Below are 14,392 nucleotides of genomic sequence, written 5' to 3'. Positions count from 1 at the left end.
ATCCATCGTTAACCATTCGTGTTCAGAATTGGCCCATGCCGAACGAGCTTGCACCGCCGTCCAACCATTCCACCGGCCCGGCCCGTCTGCTCGTGATCGAGCCGAACCGCACCGGCTTGGATGTCTTCGCCCGCCGTTTGGGCGATCTTGGCTACCGCCTCATCGCTTGCGATTCTTCGAGTAATGCAGTGGCGGAAATGCACCGCGCGCCGGTAGATTTGGTGTTAGCCGAATTGCGCATGGGTCCGGTGAGCGGTGTCGATCTCACCCGGATGATCCGTGACGACACGGCGCTGAAGGATACGCCGGTTATCCTGATCACCGGCAAGTCGGACAGCTCCGGGGCCGTCGATGGATTCGCCGCCGGGGCCGACGATGTGGTCGCCAAGCCGTTCCATTTCGAAGTGCTGGCCGCGCGGATTGCCCGGCGAATCGCTAGGGCACGATCGGTGCTCGAACTTCGCGAGGATAATCTCAATCTTGATGCGCGCGTGGTAACCCGGTCGATCGAACTCGGCGAGATCCGCGAGGCGTTCGAGAAGAGCGAGGCCGAGCGCCTCCGTCTGGAGCGGCTCGTCGGCCGCGACTAGCGACTTGCCAGATATTCTTGGATACGCGGACCCAAGTCCGGCCGATCAAGCGCAATCGCCAGATTGGCAATGACAAAGCCGGCCTTGTCGCCACAATCGTGGCGGACCGCGTCGACCTTCAACGCGTGGAACGGTTGCTTGTCGATTAGCTGCGCCATGCCGTCGGTTAGCTGGATTTCTCCGCCGGCGCCCCGCTCCCCTCGCTCGAGTATCGTCATCACTTCGGGTTGCAGAATGTAGCGGCCGACGACCGCCAGGGTTGATGGAGCTTCCTCCGGCCTTGGTTTCTCAACCAGTCCGCGAACCTCGGTTGTAGTGCCGTCAGACGATCCAGGCGTGATGATGCCATAGCTTGCCGTCTTGTCGGCCGGAACTTCCTGCGCGCAGATGATATTGCCGCCGAGGCGCGAATAGGCATCGACCATCTGCTTGAGCGCGCCCGGCTTGCCCAGCATCAAGTCGTCCGGCAGCAGCACGGCAAAGGGCTCTTCGCCGACGATGTGGCGGGCGCACCAGACCGCATGGCCAAGGCCGAGCGGCTGCTGCTGGCGGACCGAAACGATCTCACCGAAATTGGTGCGCGACGGCGCGAGCGGGTCAAGGCTCTTGCCTGCCTGGCTCATCGTCGCCTCTAGTTCGAAGCCCATGTCGAAATAGTCGACGAGAGCCCCTTTGCCGCGGCCGGTGACGAAGATCATCTGCTCAATCCCCGCCTCGCGTGCCTCGTCGACCGCATATTGGATCAGCGGGCGGTCGACGACCGTGAGCATTTCCTTGGGCATCGTCTTCGTTGCGGGCAGCAGGCGCGTGCCGAGACCGGCGACGGGGAAAATTGCCTTGCGGATGGGCTTCATGGGCGCGGTTCGTCCTGGTTGTCGGGGCCGGTCGTGCTGGCGCCGCTCTCATCGGGCGCCGAGGCTCCGTCCGGCGGCGGCAATTCGAAGGGGTCCGCCTGGCGAACATCGCCACGTTTTGTCAGTTCGTCGACACGACGCGGCTTTGCGACCTGCGGAAGCTCGAGCAGCTGCTCGGCTGTCAGCGGCTCCCGGGCCAGCGCAGGTTTTTGAGGCAGGGATTTGCCCGTTTGCGGTGTAAGGTCGGCGACGCTGCCGCACGACGCAAGTGTCAGCGAAAGAGCGCTAATGGCCAAACGGGTCTTCATGATCCCTCCCGGGCAGCAATTTGCGCGCGCGCGGCCGCGATGGCTCCCTTTACCCGGTCCGGCGCAGTGCCGCCAGCGGAGCGGCGGGAGGCTACTGAAGCTTCGACTGAAAGGCGGGGCAGGACGCGCTCGTCGATCCGGGAGTCGACTGCGCGAAGCTCCTCAAGACTTAGCTCGTCCAGCGCCTTGCCGGCGGCCTCGGCAGCCGCGACCGCGCGTCCGGAAATATGGTGCGCCTCGCGGAATGGCACGTCCGCGTCGCTGACCAGCCAGTCTGCAAGGTCTGTAGCCGTAGCGTGGCCAGCCGCCGCCACCGAGCGCATCCGTTCGGGAACGAAGATGACGTCGGCAACCATACCCGCCATTGCGGCAAGGCTGAGCGACAACAGGTCGTATGCGTCGAACAGTGGCGGCTTGTCGTCCTGTAGGTCCTTGGCATAGGCGAGTGGCAGGCCCTTGAGCAGAACAAGCAACGAAACGAGGTCGCCCACGATCCGGGCCGAATGACCGCGCACCAGTTCGGCTGCATCGGGATTGCGCTTGTTAGGCATGATAGACGATCCGGTCGACCATGCATCGGGTAGCTTTAGGAAACTGAAGGGCTGGCTGGCCCACATGATGATTTCTTCGGCCAACCGCGACAGGTGGACCGAACAGAGCGCCGCAGCATGAAGGTAATCGACCACGAAGTCTCGGTCCGAGACGGCGTCGAGGCTATTCGCCGTCGGCCGGTCGAAGCCTAGCGCGCGCGCTGTTTCGGCGCGGTCGAGGTCGAAGCCGGTGCCAGCCAGCGCCGCACTGCCCAGCGGAGACTCGTTCATTCGCGCCCGTGCATCGATGAAGCGGCTGCGATCGCGGACCAGCATCTCTCGATAGGCGAGCAAGTGATGGCCCAGCGTGACCGGCTGGCCCGACTGCAGGTGGGTGAAGCCCGGCATGACGCTGCCCGCATGTTCCTCGGCGCGGTTCAGAAGCGCCTGCTCGAGCGCATCGATGCCTTCGACCGCCTCATCGACACAGTTGCGGACGAATAATTTGAAGTCGGTAGCGACCTGGTCGTTGCGCGAACGGGCGGTGTGCAGCCGCCCGGCGGCGTCGCCGATCATCTGCGACAGGCGATGCTCGACGTGCATATGGATATCTTCGAGCGCGGGGTCCTCGACCAGCTTGCCTTCATCAATCTCGAGACCGACAGCGGTCAGGCCTTCGTCGATGGCCTTGGCGTCAGCTTCAGACAGGATACCCTTCCGGCCCAGCATCGCAGCATGGGCGCGGCTTGCAGCGATGTCTTCCTTCCACAATCGCTTGTCGACAGAGATGGAGGCATTTATCTCGCGCATCACCGCGGCGGGACCGCCTTCAAAGCGCCCGCCCCACATCTGATTGGAGTTGCCCGTGCGGCTGATCGCCATTCTCCTCGTTGCCCTTGCGGGCAGTTCGTTCCTTGGCGGCTGCGATAGGCAAAAGGCCGACGCGCCTCAAGCGCCGACGCAAGAGGTCAAGGCCGCGACCGGCGTCGACCGCAGCCACAAGGGCCAGCCAGCCCCGACGGTCCAGTTCAAGAATCCCGACGGCGGCGACATCGACCTAGGCAAGTTCAAGGGTGGACCGGTGCTCGTCAATCTGTGGGCGAGCTGGTGCGCGCCGTGCATCAAGGAATTGCCGACGCTTCAGACCCTTGAACAATCGCAAACTGAAGACGGAAAGCTCGGCGTGATCGCGATTAGCCAGGACATGGCGCCGCAGGGATCGGTCGAGGCATTCCTGGCGGAACGGGATATTGGTCGTTTTGCCGCGTTCCACGACGCAGAGATGAAGCTGACCGAAGAACTGGGAATTCAGATCATGCCTACGACCATCCTCTATGGGTCAGACGGCAAGGAGATCTGGCGCTTCGTCGGCGATCTCGACTGGACGGGCGAACAGGCTAGGGCACTGCTCGCCGAAGCCCGCTAGGCAAGGGCGCGCCGGCGGACCGCTACAAACAGGCGGCCATCGATGACGGCCAGGCCCAGAGCGATGAAGCCGAGACCGGCGAGTTGTACCACGGTCAGCATCTCCCCTAGGAATAGGGCGCCAAGGAGGATCGCGACCGGCGGCACCAGCAAGGTCACCAGACTGGCATTGGTCGCGCCTGCGGAATCAATCAGTTTGAAATAAAGCACGTAGGCGAAGGCCGAACTTACCAGCGCCAACACGACGATGGCGCCGAACGCAGGGGCGGACGGCGCACCGCCGATCCAGGGCTGACCGACCGTCAGCGAAAGCGGAGTCATGACCAGCGCGCCCACGAGCAACTGCGCCGTTGCGACCTGCAACGGTGCGATCTTCATCGGCTTGAAGCGACGCGCCCAGACGCCCGCTAATGCATAGCTGAGCGAGGCAATGATGCAGGCCAGCTGCGGAAGAAAGCTGCCACCAGACGTAAGTAGGTCTGGGCCGATCATCGTCGCGACCCCAACGAAACCAATCACGACACCGGCGAGCTTTGCAGGCGTTATGCGCTCGTCGCTCGTCGCGATATGCGCCACTACGACGCCCCAGATCGGCGTTGTCGCATTGAGGATCGACGCGAGGCCGCTGGCGATATGCTGCTGTGCCCATCCGAACATCAAAAAGGGCGCGACATTGTTGAGAATGGCTAGGACTGTGATCGCGCCCCAAACCGCTAGCGGCAGGTCCAGCGTTTCGCCCCGCCAACGCATCCAGGCGGCAAGCGTCAGCGCGGCGATGGTCAATCGAAGCCAGACGTAGGTCAGCGGCGCGACGTGTGTCACCGCCACCTTAATAAAGAAGAAGGCGGCGCCCCAGATGAGCGCGAGCGCGAGGAGGATCGCCCAGTCGCGGCGGTCCATGACGACGTTGATCATGGGCCTTGCATAGCCTTTCCCGATCTTGCTCGCGTCCCGCGGCATGCGGTCAAACAGCCTTTTTCCAAGCGTCGCCATAGTTCCTCCTGCCTGGAGGGAGCTACGACCTGACGCCGGGAATCTCCAACGAAAGGCCCATACTTATCGATAAGTGAGCCTTATGGCTGAGATCAGTCGCGCAACAGTTCGTTGATCGACGTCTTGGACCGGGTGCGCTCATCGACCTGCTTGACGATGACCGCGCATGCCAGCGACGGCCCGCCGTCCTTGCCGGGCAACGCACCAGGCACGACGACCGAGTAGGCTGGGACGCGTCCGTAATGGATTTCGCCGCTGGCCCGGTCGACGATCTTAGTTGAAGCGCCGAGGAATACACCCATGGACAGAACCGCGCCTTCTTCGACGATCACGCCTTCGGCAACTTCTGATCGAGCCCCGATGAAACAATTATCCTCAATGATGACCGGCCCGGCCTGTAGTGGCTCGAGTACGCCGCCGATGCCTGCGCCGCCCGAGATGTGAACGTTGCGGCCGATCTGTGCGCAGCTGCCAACCGTAGCCCAGGTATCGACCATCGTCCCCTCGCCGACATGGGCGCCGATATTGACGAAGCTGGGCATCAACACCGCGCCAGGCGCGATGAAGGCACCGCGCCGGACGATCGCTCCGGGAACCGAACGAAAACCGGCCTGCGAAAAGCTTTCGGGACCCCAGCCGAGGAATTTTGACGGGACCTTATCCCACCAAGGCGCACCGCCGGGTCCGCCACTAATCGCTTCCATCGGGTTCAGTCGAAAACTGAGCAGCACCGCTTTCTTGAGCCACTGGTTGACCCGCCAGGCACCGTCGACCTTTTCGGCGACGCGTTCTTCGCCCGAATCGAGGCGAAGGATGGCGGCCTCGACCGCTTCGCGCAGTGCGGTATCGCCCGCGTCGATCGTGTCGCGCGACTCCCAAGCGGCCTCGATGGTCGATTGAAGGTCGGTCATTGCGCTTCTCCAGTTAGCTGTTCGAGCCACTCGCCGACGTCGGCGATAGTCAGGTCGATAAAATCGGGGTGATGGGCGTGATTGCCGCGTTCGGAGCCATTGTCGACCCAAATGGTCGTCATGCCGAGCATTTTTGCGGGCCTGAGGTTTTGCGCCATATCCTCGACCATAGCGGCACGGTTCGGGTCGATCGCGAATCGATCTAACAGCAAGCGATAGCCATGTTCGTCGGGCTTGGGCCGGAGGTCCGACGCATGGATGTCGTGCAGCTCTTCGAAGTGCTGCTCGATGCCGAGAGCGCCGAGGACGCGACGGGCATAAGGCGCGTCACCGTTGGTGAAAACGAGCTTGCGCCCAGGCAAGCGGGTCAGCGCCCGAGCGAGCCGGTCGTCGGGCCGAATGCGTTCCAGTGATATGGCATGGACGTCATCCAAGAAGTGATGCGGGTCTACCTGATGTTCCTTCATCAGCCCCGCGAGCGTCGTGCCGTGCGCGTGGAAATGGGCCTTCTGGACACGCTTGGCCTCGACCGGGTCGCAGTCCAGCAAGCGCTGGATGTAAGCGCCCATTCGCTCGTCAATCAACTCGAACAGGCCCGTTGCCGCCGGGTAGAGGCAATTATCGAGATCGAAAATCCAGTCGGTGACATGGGCGAAGCGCGGGTCCATCGGCGCGTTACCTAGTCCGCTTGACCAATTCAGCAAAATGAAAGCTTTATCGCGACATTAGGGATGTTGGGGAAAGTCGTTAAAACTCAACGGCTTGTCGGGGAGTTAATGATGAATAAGCGGTTTCTTGCATCCACCGGCTGCGCACTGATGCTCGCCCTTTCCGCATGCGGTGGGGGCGGTGGCGGCGGTAGCGTCGGGTCGACCCCAACGCCCACTCCGACACCAACCCCTACACCCACTCCCACGCCGACTCCGACCCCTACGCCGACGCCCACCCCAACGGTGAACTACGACACCAGCGAATATCGTCGCTCGAACGGCGCTGTAACCGCGGGCGCAATCTCGGCCTGGCAACAGGGGGCAACCGGCAAGGGCGTCAAACTGGCTGTCATCGACAGCGGCATCAATCCGGCGCTTGCCGAATTTTCCGGAAGAATCGGCTCGGCCAGCCGGGATGTAGCCGGCAATCGCGCGCTTGGGGATGAGGACGGCCATGGTACGGCCGTGACCGCTACGGCCGCGGCCGCGCGCAACGACGCCCAGAACATTGGCGTGGCATTCGACGCGACGATCCTGTCCTTCAGGGCGGACCAGCCTGGTAGTTGTACCGATCCAGCGGGCGACGGATGCGAATTTTACGACAGCGCGATTGCCCAAGGTATCGACGCGGCGCGGCTTGCGGGCGCGCGGGTCATCAACATGTCGCTTGGAGGATCGTCTCCCGGCTCGCAATTGATGTCGGCAATGCAACGCGCTGTGAACGCCGGTATCATCCTCGTCATTTCTGCAGGCAATGATGGCGAGGACCCGGCGAAGGGCGGCAATTCGGATCCCTTCGCGCTCGTCCCTGCTCAGACGTTTCCGGGACAGGTCATCATCGCCGGTTCGGTTGGCGCCGACGACGGCGCCGGTGGTACCAACCTCAACCAGTTGTCCACCTTTTCCAATAGAGCTGGCCAAGGGCAAAACTGGTATTTGGCGGCACTCGGCTATCGCGTGCGCACGATCGATCACACCGGCGCGGGCTATCTCTATTCGGGGACAAGCTTTTCGGCGCCGGTAATCAGCGGTGCTGTAGCACTTGTCGCGCAGGCGTTCCCGAACCTGACCTCGGCGCAGATCGTAGATCTGCTGTTCAGAACGGCAGACGACCTAGGCTCGGCCGGCGATGATACCGTTTACGGTCAGGGCAGGCTGAACATCACACGGGCCTTCCAGCCCGTCGGAACGACAAGCCTCGCCGGAACCGAGGTCGCCGTAACTAACGAAAACACGTCGAGCGACATGCCGGAAGCAGGCGGCGACGGCGGTCAGGAGGGGTTGGGCGCGATCATCTTGGACGGGTACAGCCGCGCGTTTGCGATCGACCTAGCCAAAGGCCTGAAGTCAGCCGAAACGCGCAAGCCGCTGGCTCGCGCGCTCAGCGGAATTGTTCGCTCCTCGGCGGTCGAGGGCGGTCCGCTGTCGATCGCTATGACCGTTGCGCAACGTCAGGGCATGCCGGGCATGTTTGACGTCGCTCGCTTCGGTATCGGACCGGATGATGCGCGGCAATCGCGGCTCGTCGCCGGCTCGGCCATTGCGCGGCTTGATTCCAAAACCAAGGCGGCATTGGGATTTTCCGAAGGCGCCAAGGCGATCGAACGGAAACTGACCGGCGCGCAAGCCGGCGCATTCCTGGTCGCTCGGGACATCAGCGGCGATCCCGGCTTTAATGCTCGGCGCGGCATGAGCATGGCGATGCGCCGTGACCTCGGCTTTGCCGGAATCACCGTCGCGATGGAGCAAGGCCGGGTCTGGCAGGAAGTGCGGACGAGCGCGACTAACGCTCCCTATCGCTGGAGCAGTGTTTCGTTGGACCGGCGTTTCGGCGGAAGCAACTGGGTTTCGCTGGGTCTCGGCCGCCTCGACGAGAAACAGACATTGCTTGGCGGTCGCATGGGCGCGTTGTTCGGCAGTGGCGGGTCGTCCAGCCTGTTTCTTGATCTCGAAGCGCGTCACGACTTCGGCTCGGGTTTAACGGCGACGTTAGCAGGCCGCCGCGGCTGGACGGATTTCTCCAGCGGGAAATTCGCGACCGCGGCTTACTCGCTAGACCTGACCAAATCGGGCGTATTCGGGACCGACGACCGCGCCGGTTTCCGCCTCTCGCAGCCTCTCAGGATTGAGCGGGGCGGGATTGGGATGATGCTCCCGACCGGTTACGATTATGCAACCGAGAGCGAAACAAACAGCTTCTCCCGACTGAGCTTTGCGCCGTCCGGACGCGAAATTGACGCGGAACTCAGCTATTCCGCAATAATCGGCAAGGGTTGGATCGGCGGTAACCTGTTCATACGCCGCGAGCCGGGTCACGTGGCATCGGCCGACTCGGACATGGGCGCCGCCATTCGCTACAGCCTCGGCTTCTAGGTGATCAGCGGGGCCGGGCGATCTTGCCGATTCCGGTGCTGGTAATGAGCGGATCGGGGCAGCCGTTCTTGATCCGGAGAACTGCTGCGTAGCTGTTTGCGGGCGGCAGGTCGGCAAGACGCTGCAAATGCGGCCGTGGCTGGTCGCCTTGTGCCAAGGTCCGGGACTGGCATTGGCGGTAGACGTCAATCACGGATTGTGACGTTTGCAACGGAGCGGCAGTAGCCACCGGAGACATTGTCAGGGCGACCAACAGGATCAAAGGAATGTGCAACATCGCCAAGCTCCTTCAGCCCGACGAGAATAACGCATGCTTGGTCCGCTTTGAACCCTAGACGGTGAAACTCTCGCCGCAGCCGCAGGCGCCCTTGGCATTGGGATTATCGAACACGAAGCCGGCAGCAAAGTCGTCCTCGCACCAGTCCATCACGCTGCCGACGAGGTAAAGGATCGACGCGCCATCGACGTAGAACGTGCCTCCGGGCGTCTCTATTTTCTCGTCGAGCCTGGTCTCCTCGGTGACATAGTCGACCGAATAAGCTAGGCCCGAGCATCCGCGGCGCGGTGTAGACAATTTGACGCCGATTGCGCCGTCTGGCGCTCGGCTCATCAGGTCGGCGACCCGCGCTTCGGCTGCTGGCGTGAGCGTAATGGCGGCAGGACGCTGCCGGACCTTGGTTTCCTTGTTCATCACAGCATTCCCAGTTCGAGCCGGGCCTCGTCGCTCATTTTGCTCGGGTCCCACGGCGGATCCCAGACCAGCTTCACTTCGGCGTCGCGGATGCCCGGGACCGACAGCACTCGAAGCTCGACTTCGCCGGGCATCGATTCCGCGACCGGGCAATGCGGCGTGGTTAGCGTCATCGTGACGACGGCGTCCCCATCCTCGTTGATCGACACGTCGTAGATCAGGCCTAGTTCGTAAATGTCGACCGGAATTTCAGGATCGTAGATCGACTTCAGCGCCTCGATTACCGCTTCCTGCAGTTGCCCGCCGGGCGCGCCGGGGTCGAGCTCCGGCTTCTTTTCGGCGAGGAAGCCGGTCAGATAATCGCGCTTGCGCTCGAATTCCGGAGTCACACGGGCGCGCGGCGGAGTATCGACGGCGTCGACTTCTTCGATCTCGATCTTTTTCTCTTCGCCCATCGTCATCCGAAAATCCGTTTCACCTTGTGCAGGCCCTGCACCAGCGCCTCAATGTCCGATGCGTCGCTGTGCGCGGCGAAGCTAGCGCGCGCCGTTGCTGGAACGCCCAACAAATCCATCAGCGGCTGCGCGCAATGATGACCGGCGCGGACAGCAACGCCGGCGTCATCCAATATGGTGCCGATATCGTGGGGATGAACCCCGTCGAGCGCGAAACTGACGATACCGGCGCTTTCCTCCGGACCGAACAAAGTCACACCTGCAACGGAGCGCAACGCTGCCCGGCATTCCGCTACCAATGCGCTTTCATGCGCGTGCAGTGCGTCCAGCCCGATCGCCCGCACCCAGTCGATCGCGGCATGAAATCCGACAGCGCCGACAATATGCGGCGTGCCCGCCTCGAACCGGGCGGGCGCAGGAAGGTAAGTCGTCTTCTCGAACGTCACGCGGTCAATCATCGCGCCACCGCCCTGCCACGGCGGCATGGCATTGAGGATTTCAGCCTTTGCCCACAGCGCGCCGATGCCGGTCGGGCCGTACACCTTGTGCGCGGAGAAAGCATAGAAGTCGCAATCGATCGCGGCGATATCGACGGGCAGGCGCGGCGCGGCCTGGCATCCGTCGAGCATCAGCGTCGCTCCGACGTTGTGCGCGATCTGTGCTGCACGCGCTGTGTCGAGGATCGACCCAAGCACGTTCGAAACGTGCGCGAACGACACGAGGGCATGCTCTTCGCTGGCCATTTGCTCTGCGGCGTCGAGATCGATGCGACCGTCGCTGGTCAGCGGGACGACGTCGAGCTCATAGCCTGCCAATTGCCAGGGCACGATATTGCTATGGTGCTCCAGAGCGGACAGCAGGACGCGGCTGCGATTGCCGTTGCGATATCGCTGGGCGACCAGGTTGATGGCTTCGGTCGCGCCGCGGGTGAAGACGACTTCCTCTTCTCGCCCGCCGATCAATGTCGCGGCGGCGGCGCGAGCCGCCTCGAAGCTTTGGGTCATCGACGCAGAGCGTTCGTAGACGCCGCGGTGTACCGTTGCATAATCGCGGCCATATGCATTGGCGATTGCGTCGATCACCGCCTGCGGTTTTTGAGCGGTCGCGGCACTGTCTAGGTAGTGCCAGTCTCGCGGGATGGCCGGGAACTGGTCGCGCACGGCAAGCGCGGGATTGATGGGCGTTGCCACGTTCACGCGATCGCCTTCAGCGCGACGCGCGCTGCGTCCGCGATCCCACGGTCGTCGCCTTCAATGCCGTCCCACAAACCGCCCACGAAGCCTTCGAGCAGCAACGCCCGGGCGCCCGCCGGATCGAGTCCGCGGGCGGCGGCGTAGAAAAGCTGTTCGCGGTCCAATTCGCCTACGGTTGCGCCGTGGGCGCACTTCACATCGTCGGCATAAATTTCCAGTTCCGGCTTGGCGTTGGCGGTTGCGCCGCGGGCCAGCAGCATGGCCTTGACCGACTGCTCGCTATCCGTCCCGTCCGCGCCGCGCGATACCGCGACCTTGCCGAGATAAGACCCGATCGCCTTGCCGGCCAGTACGCTGCGCACCGTCTGCCGCGATGTCGCGTTCGGCTCGACATGCCGCACCGTCGTGACAACCTCGAGGGTTGAATTGCCGCCACCGATATTCGCCGCGTCAAACTCGAATTCCGCGCCTTCGTGCAGCGTTACGTCCAGTTCAATGCGACCGAAGCGGGATGCGGTATTGAGGGCGAAAAAGTTTGCCGATGCGCCCGCCTCCAACACAACATCGAACCGGCGAACATCGACATCGTCGCCGCTCGGCAACCAGATTTGCTGCAGCTTTTGCTGCGCAGCAATTTCAACCCGGACGGGCGGCGCAAGCGACGGCCACACCGACGCCAGCGCATCAATGTCCGCGTATCGAAACGCTTCCAGTTTACGGGTCGGAAGAGCCGTCACGCAGCGACCTCCGCATATCCTTCGCGTTCGAGTTCCATCGCCAATTCCGGGCCGCCGGAACGCACAATCTTGCCCCGCGAAAGAACATGCACGCGGTCTGGCCGGACATAGTCGAGCAGCCGCTGGTAATGCGTAATCAACAGCACCGATTTTTCAGGTGCTCGCATGATCTCGTTAATGCCATGGCCGACCGCTTTTAGCGCGTCGATGTCGAGGCCGCTGTCGGTCTCGTCGAGGATCGCCAGCTTGGGATCCATGATGCCCATCTGGACCATCTCGGCGCGCTTTTTCTCTCCGCCGGAAAAGCCAACATTGACCGGTCGCTTCAGCATCTCCGCGTCCATGCCCAACGTCGCGGCCTGCGTTTTGGCCAGCTTGATGAACTCGGCCCCGGAAAACTCCGCATCGCCCTTCGCACGCTTCTGGCTGTTCAGGCTCTCGCGCAGGAATTGCAGGTAGGAAACGCCGGGAATCTCGACCGGATACTGGAAACCCAGAAACATACCCGCCGCTGCGCGTTCGTGCGGCTCCATTGCGAACAGGTCTCGCCCGTCGAACGTCACCGACCCTTCGGTCACCTCGTAACCCGGCCGCCCGCCGAGCACGTAGGCCAGCGTTGACTTGCCTGCGCCGTTTGGACCCATGATCGCATGGATTTCGCCAGCCGGAACGGTCAGTGTCAGCCCGTTCAGGATTGCCTTGCCGGCGACCGTTGCGTGGAGGTTTTCAATCTTCAGCACTTAACCAACACTTCCTTCAAGACTGATGCCCAGCAGCTTCTGCGCCTCGACTGCGAATTCCATCGGTAGTTGCTTCAGCACCTCGCGGGCAAAGCCGTTGACGATCAGCGCGACCGCGCTTTCCGCGTCCAGCCCGCGGGCCATGGCGTAAAACAGCTGATCCTCGCTGATCTTCGACGTGGTCGCTTCATGTTCGATCGTCGCGGTCGGATTACGGACTTCGATGTACGGGACAGTGTGAGCGCCGCATTCACTGCCCAGCAAGAGGCTGTCGCACTGAGTAAAGTTGCGGACATTCTCCGCGCCCGGAAGTACGCGCACCAGCCCGCGATAGGTATTGTCGCTGCGGCCTGCGCTGATACCTTTGCTAACGATGGTCGAACGGCTGTTCGCGCCGATGTGAACCATCTTCGTTCCCGTGTCGGCCTGCTGGCGATTGTTGGTCAGCGCAACTGAATAGAATTCGCCGACGCTGCTTTCACCTTTCAGGATGCAGCTCGGATACTTCCAGGTGATCGCGCTTCCGGTCTCGACCTGGGTCCAGCTGACCTTCGAGCGCGCACCCGCACAAAGCGCGCGTTTGGTGACGAAGTTGAAGATGCCGCCCTTGCCCTCCGCGTCGCCAGGATACCAGTTCTGGACGGTCGAGTATTTCACCTCCGCATCCTCATGCGCGTAGATTTCGACCACTGCGGCATGTAGCTGGTTCTCATCCCGCATCGGTGCGGTGCACCCTTCGAGGTAGGATACGTAGCTGCCTTTTTCAGCGACGATCAGCGTGCGCTCGAACTGGCCGGTATTTTCGGCATTGATGCGGAAATAGGTACTCAATTCCATCGGGCAGCGAACGCCCTCCGGGACGAGCACAAACGTACCGTCGCTGAAAACCGCACTGTTCAAGCAGGCGAAGTAATTGTCGCGCTGCGGGACCACGCTGCCGAGATATTTGCGGATCAGTTCGGGATATTCCCGGATGGCTTCGCTTATCGACAGAAAGATGACGCCTGCGGCTTTCAGTTCCTCGCGGAAGGTGGTCGCGACCGACACGCTATCGAACACGGCATCGACGGCAACTTTCCGCGCACCCTCGACTCCGGCGAGTACCTTCTGCTCCTCGATCGGGATGCCGAGCTTTTCATAGACGCGGAGGATTTCCGGATCGACCTCGTCCAGGCTCTTCAGCGCCTCCTTCTTCTTGGGCGCGGCGTAGTAATAGGCGTCCTGGTAATTGATCGCCGGAATGTCGAGTTTGGCCCAGTCGACCTCCTCCATCTCTAGCCAGGCATGAAAGGCCTTCAGGCGCCAATCGAGCATCCATTCCGGCTCGCCCTTTTTGGCGGAGATGAAACGGACCGTGTCCTCGTCGAGGCCCTTGGGCGCGAACTCCTGCTCGATGTCGGAGCTGAAGCCCCACTCATATTCCTTGGCGATCGCGTCGCGGGCTTCCCGGTTGGTCAGCTGGTCGTTCACCGCGCCAGCTCCTGCAATGACACAGCGCCAAGCGCGCCGCGCACCGCATTACCGACGATCCCCATGTGTGGTTTCACGCGGCAATGAGTGTCGAGCGCGCACTCATGGTTGGCGCCGTCGGCGCATTGGGTCAGCACGATCGGTCCTTCGATGGCCTCAACGATGTCGGCCAAGCTGATCTCCCCGACCGGTCGGGCGAGCGCATAGCCGCCTCCCGCCCCGCGTTGTCCGATGAGTAGACCGTGCGCCGCTAGCTGCTGCATCAGCTTTTGAGCGGTTGGCAAAGGCACACCCGTCTCCTGGGCAAGGTCGGTAGCGGACAGGCGCGCGGACGCATCGCGGCGCGCGGCCGCGGTCATCATCACGACCGCGTAGTCGGCAAGATGGGTGAGTCGCATGGTTATTCGGAGCT

The 14,392-nt window shown here is 62.5% G+C and carries 17 protein-coding genes; 3 read left to right on the top strand and 14 right to left on the bottom strand.

From position 1 onward, the window contains the following. Nucleotides 1-35 precede the first annotated feature (35 nt). The gene (locus D3M59_RS05590; RefSeq protein WP_119532327.1) at nucleotides 36-590 is read left to right on the top strand and encodes a response regulator; all 555 of its coding nucleotides are present in this window, start codon (nucleotides 36-38) and stop codon (nucleotides 588-590) included. Here D3M59_RS05590 and D3M59_RS05585 read toward each other — a convergent pair. The 3 genes from D3M59_RS05585 to argH are packed head-to-tail and all read right to left on the bottom strand — an operon-like array spanning nucleotide 587 to nucleotide 3,131. Continuing rightward, on the bottom strand, nucleotides 587-1,444 hold the full coding sequence (locus D3M59_RS05585) for a UTP--glucose-1-phosphate uridylyltransferase (RefSeq protein ID WP_119532325.1): 858 nt from the start codon (nucleotides 1,442-1,444) through the stop codon (nucleotides 587-589). The two genes, D3M59_RS05590 and D3M59_RS05585, sit on opposite strands and share 4 nt — an antisense overlap. Continuing rightward, entirely contained in the window at nucleotides 1,441-1,752 is a 312-nt protein-coding gene (locus D3M59_RS05580) for a hypothetical protein (RefSeq protein WP_119532323.1), read from the bottom strand. Before D3M59_RS05580 ends, D3M59_RS05585 begins: the two co-directional genes overlap by 4 nt. After that, the gene (gene argH, locus D3M59_RS05575) at nucleotides 1,749-3,131 is read right to left on the bottom strand and encodes an argininosuccinate lyase (RefSeq protein ID WP_119532321.1); all 1,383 of its coding nucleotides are present in this window, start codon (nucleotides 3,129-3,131) and stop codon (nucleotides 1,749-1,751) included. The genes D3M59_RS05580 and argH overlap by 4 nt, the downstream gene beginning before the upstream one ends. Nucleotides 3,132-3,147: 16 nt before the next feature. Between argH and D3M59_RS05570 the strand changes: the two genes are divergently transcribed. After that, nucleotides 3,148-3,708, top strand: coding sequence for a TlpA family protein disulfide reductase (locus tag D3M59_RS05570; RefSeq protein ID WP_158581955.1), 561 nt, complete (start codon nucleotides 3,148-3,150; stop codon nucleotides 3,706-3,708). Here D3M59_RS05570 and D3M59_RS05565 read toward each other — a convergent pair. The 3 genes from D3M59_RS05565 to D3M59_RS05555 all read right to left on the bottom strand — a co-directional run bounded on the left by D3M59_RS05565 (nucleotide 3,705) and on the right by D3M59_RS05555 (nucleotide 6,279). Continuing rightward, nucleotides 3,705-4,700, bottom strand: a complete 996-nt coding sequence (locus tag D3M59_RS05565) for a DMT family transporter (protein ID WP_199662374.1) — start codon at nucleotides 4,698-4,700, stop codon at nucleotides 3,705-3,707. The two genes, D3M59_RS05570 and D3M59_RS05565, sit on opposite strands and share 4 nt — an antisense overlap. Nucleotides 4,701-4,792: 92 nt before the next feature. Next, on the bottom strand, nucleotides 4,793-5,611 hold the full coding sequence (dapD, locus tag D3M59_RS05560) for a 2,3,4,5-tetrahydropyridine-2,6-dicarboxylate N-succinyltransferase (RefSeq protein ID WP_119532317.1): 819 nt from the start codon (nucleotides 5,609-5,611) through the stop codon (nucleotides 4,793-4,795). Beyond that, nucleotides 5,608-6,279 (bottom strand): pyrimidine 5'-nucleotidase, encoded by a 672-nt coding sequence (locus D3M59_RS05555; protein WP_119532315.1) that lies wholly within the window; start codon nucleotides 6,277-6,279, stop codon nucleotides 5,608-5,610. The genes dapD and D3M59_RS05555 overlap by 4 nt, the downstream gene beginning before the upstream one ends. Nucleotides 6,280-6,564: 285 nt before the next feature. Between D3M59_RS05555 and D3M59_RS05545 the strand changes: the two genes are divergently transcribed. After that, nucleotides 6,565-8,694, top strand: a complete 2,130-nt coding sequence (locus D3M59_RS05545) for a S8 family peptidase (RefSeq protein WP_119532311.1) — start codon at nucleotides 6,565-6,567, stop codon at nucleotides 8,692-8,694. 4 nt (nucleotides 8,695-8,698) lie between these two features. Here the strand turns inward: D3M59_RS05545 and D3M59_RS05540 are convergent, their stop codons facing one another. Genes D3M59_RS05540 through D3M59_RS05505 form a run of 8 tightly spaced genes read right to left on the bottom strand, consistent with a single transcriptional unit; the run spans nucleotide 8,699 to nucleotide 14,378 of the window. Next, nucleotides 8,699-8,971, bottom strand: a complete 273-nt coding sequence (locus D3M59_RS05540) for a hypothetical protein (RefSeq protein ID WP_119532309.1) — start codon at nucleotides 8,969-8,971, stop codon at nucleotides 8,699-8,701. A 54-nt stretch (nucleotides 8,972-9,025) separates the two neighbouring features. Continuing rightward, on the bottom strand, nucleotides 9,026-9,385 hold the full coding sequence (locus tag D3M59_RS05535; RefSeq protein ID WP_119532307.1) for a HesB/IscA family protein: 360 nt from the start codon (nucleotides 9,383-9,385) through the stop codon (nucleotides 9,026-9,028). Then, entirely contained in the window at nucleotides 9,385-9,840 is a 456-nt protein-coding gene (locus D3M59_RS05530; protein ID WP_119532305.1) for an SUF system Fe-S cluster assembly protein, read from the bottom strand. Before D3M59_RS05530 ends, D3M59_RS05535 begins: the two co-directional genes overlap by 1 nt. Nucleotides 9,841-9,842: 2 nt before the next feature. Further along, entirely contained in the window at nucleotides 9,843-11,030 is a 1,188-nt protein-coding gene (locus D3M59_RS05525) for a SufS family cysteine desulfurase (protein WP_119532897.1), read from the bottom strand. A gap of 2 nt (nucleotides 11,031-11,032) precedes the next feature. Continuing rightward, nucleotides 11,033-11,770, bottom strand: coding sequence for a SufD family Fe-S cluster assembly protein (locus D3M59_RS05520; protein ID WP_119532303.1), 738 nt, complete (start codon nucleotides 11,768-11,770; stop codon nucleotides 11,033-11,035). Further along, the gene (gene sufC, locus D3M59_RS05515; protein ID WP_119532301.1) at nucleotides 11,767-12,510 is read right to left on the bottom strand and encodes a Fe-S cluster assembly ATPase SufC; all 744 of its coding nucleotides are present in this window, start codon (nucleotides 12,508-12,510) and stop codon (nucleotides 11,767-11,769) included. Before sufC ends, D3M59_RS05520 begins: the two co-directional genes overlap by 4 nt. Continuing rightward, nucleotides 12,511-13,980, bottom strand: coding sequence for a Fe-S cluster assembly protein SufB (gene sufB / locus D3M59_RS05510; protein WP_199662372.1), 1,470 nt, complete (start codon nucleotides 13,978-13,980; stop codon nucleotides 12,511-12,513). It lies immediately after the preceding gene. Then, on the bottom strand, nucleotides 13,977-14,378 hold the full coding sequence (locus tag D3M59_RS05505) for an RrF2 family transcriptional regulator (RefSeq protein ID WP_119532299.1): 402 nt from the start codon (nucleotides 14,376-14,378) through the stop codon (nucleotides 13,977-13,979). The genes sufB and D3M59_RS05505 overlap by 4 nt, the downstream gene beginning before the upstream one ends. Nucleotides 14,379-14,392: the final 14 nt, after the last annotated feature.

It is taken from the genome of Sphingomonas edaphi (genome assembly GCF_003583725.1).
GTDB classification, from domain to species: domain Bacteria; phylum Pseudomonadota; class Alphaproteobacteria; order Sphingomonadales; family Sphingomonadaceae; genus Sphingomicrobium; species Sphingomicrobium edaphi.
This window is presented reverse-complemented; position numbering and strand designations above follow the sequence as displayed.

What these genes read in the sequence shown, in the direction of transcription:
- D3M59_RS05580 (WP_119532323.1), bottom strand. Translation starts at nt 1,752, where the DNA reads ATGAAGACCCGTTTGGCCATTAGCGCTCTTTCGCTGACACTTGCGTCG.
- D3M59_RS05590 (WP_119532327.1), top strand. Translation starts at nt 36, where the DNA reads ATGCCGAACGAGCTTGCACCGCCGTCCAACCATTCCACCGGCCCGGCC.
- argH (WP_119532321.1), bottom strand. Translation starts at nt 3,131, where the DNA reads ATGTGGGGCGGGCGCTTTGAAGGCGGTCCCGCCGCGGTGATGCGCGAG.
- D3M59_RS05535 (WP_119532307.1), bottom strand. Translation starts at nt 9,385, where the DNA reads ATGAACAAGGAAACCAAGGTCCGGCAGCGTCCTGCCGCCATTACGCTC.
- D3M59_RS05555 (WP_119532315.1), bottom strand. Translation starts at nt 6,279, where the DNA reads ATGGACCCGCGCTTCGCCCATGTCACCGACTGGATTTTCGATCTCGAT.
- D3M59_RS05540 (WP_119532309.1), bottom strand. Translation starts at nt 8,971, where the DNA reads ATGTTGCACATTCCTTTGATCCTGTTGGTCGCCCTGACAATGTCTCCG.
- dapD (WP_119532317.1), bottom strand. Translation starts at nt 5,611, where the DNA reads ATGACCGACCTTCAATCGACCATCGAGGCCGCTTGGGAGTCGCGCGAC.
- D3M59_RS05565 (WP_199662374.1), bottom strand. Translation starts at nt 4,700, where the DNA reads ATGGCGACGCTTGGAAAAAGGCTGTTTGACCGCATGCCGCGGGACGCG.
- D3M59_RS05530 (WP_119532305.1), bottom strand. Translation starts at nt 9,840, where the DNA reads ATGGGCGAAGAGAAAAAGATCGAGATCGAAGAAGTCGACGCCGTCGAT.
- D3M59_RS05505 (WP_119532299.1), bottom strand. Translation starts at nt 14,378, where the DNA reads ATGCGACTCACCCATCTTGCCGACTACGCGGTCGTGATGATGACCGCG.
- D3M59_RS05585 (WP_119532325.1), bottom strand. Translation starts at nt 1,444, where the DNA reads ATGAAGCCCATCCGCAAGGCAATTTTCCCCGTCGCCGGTCTCGGCACG.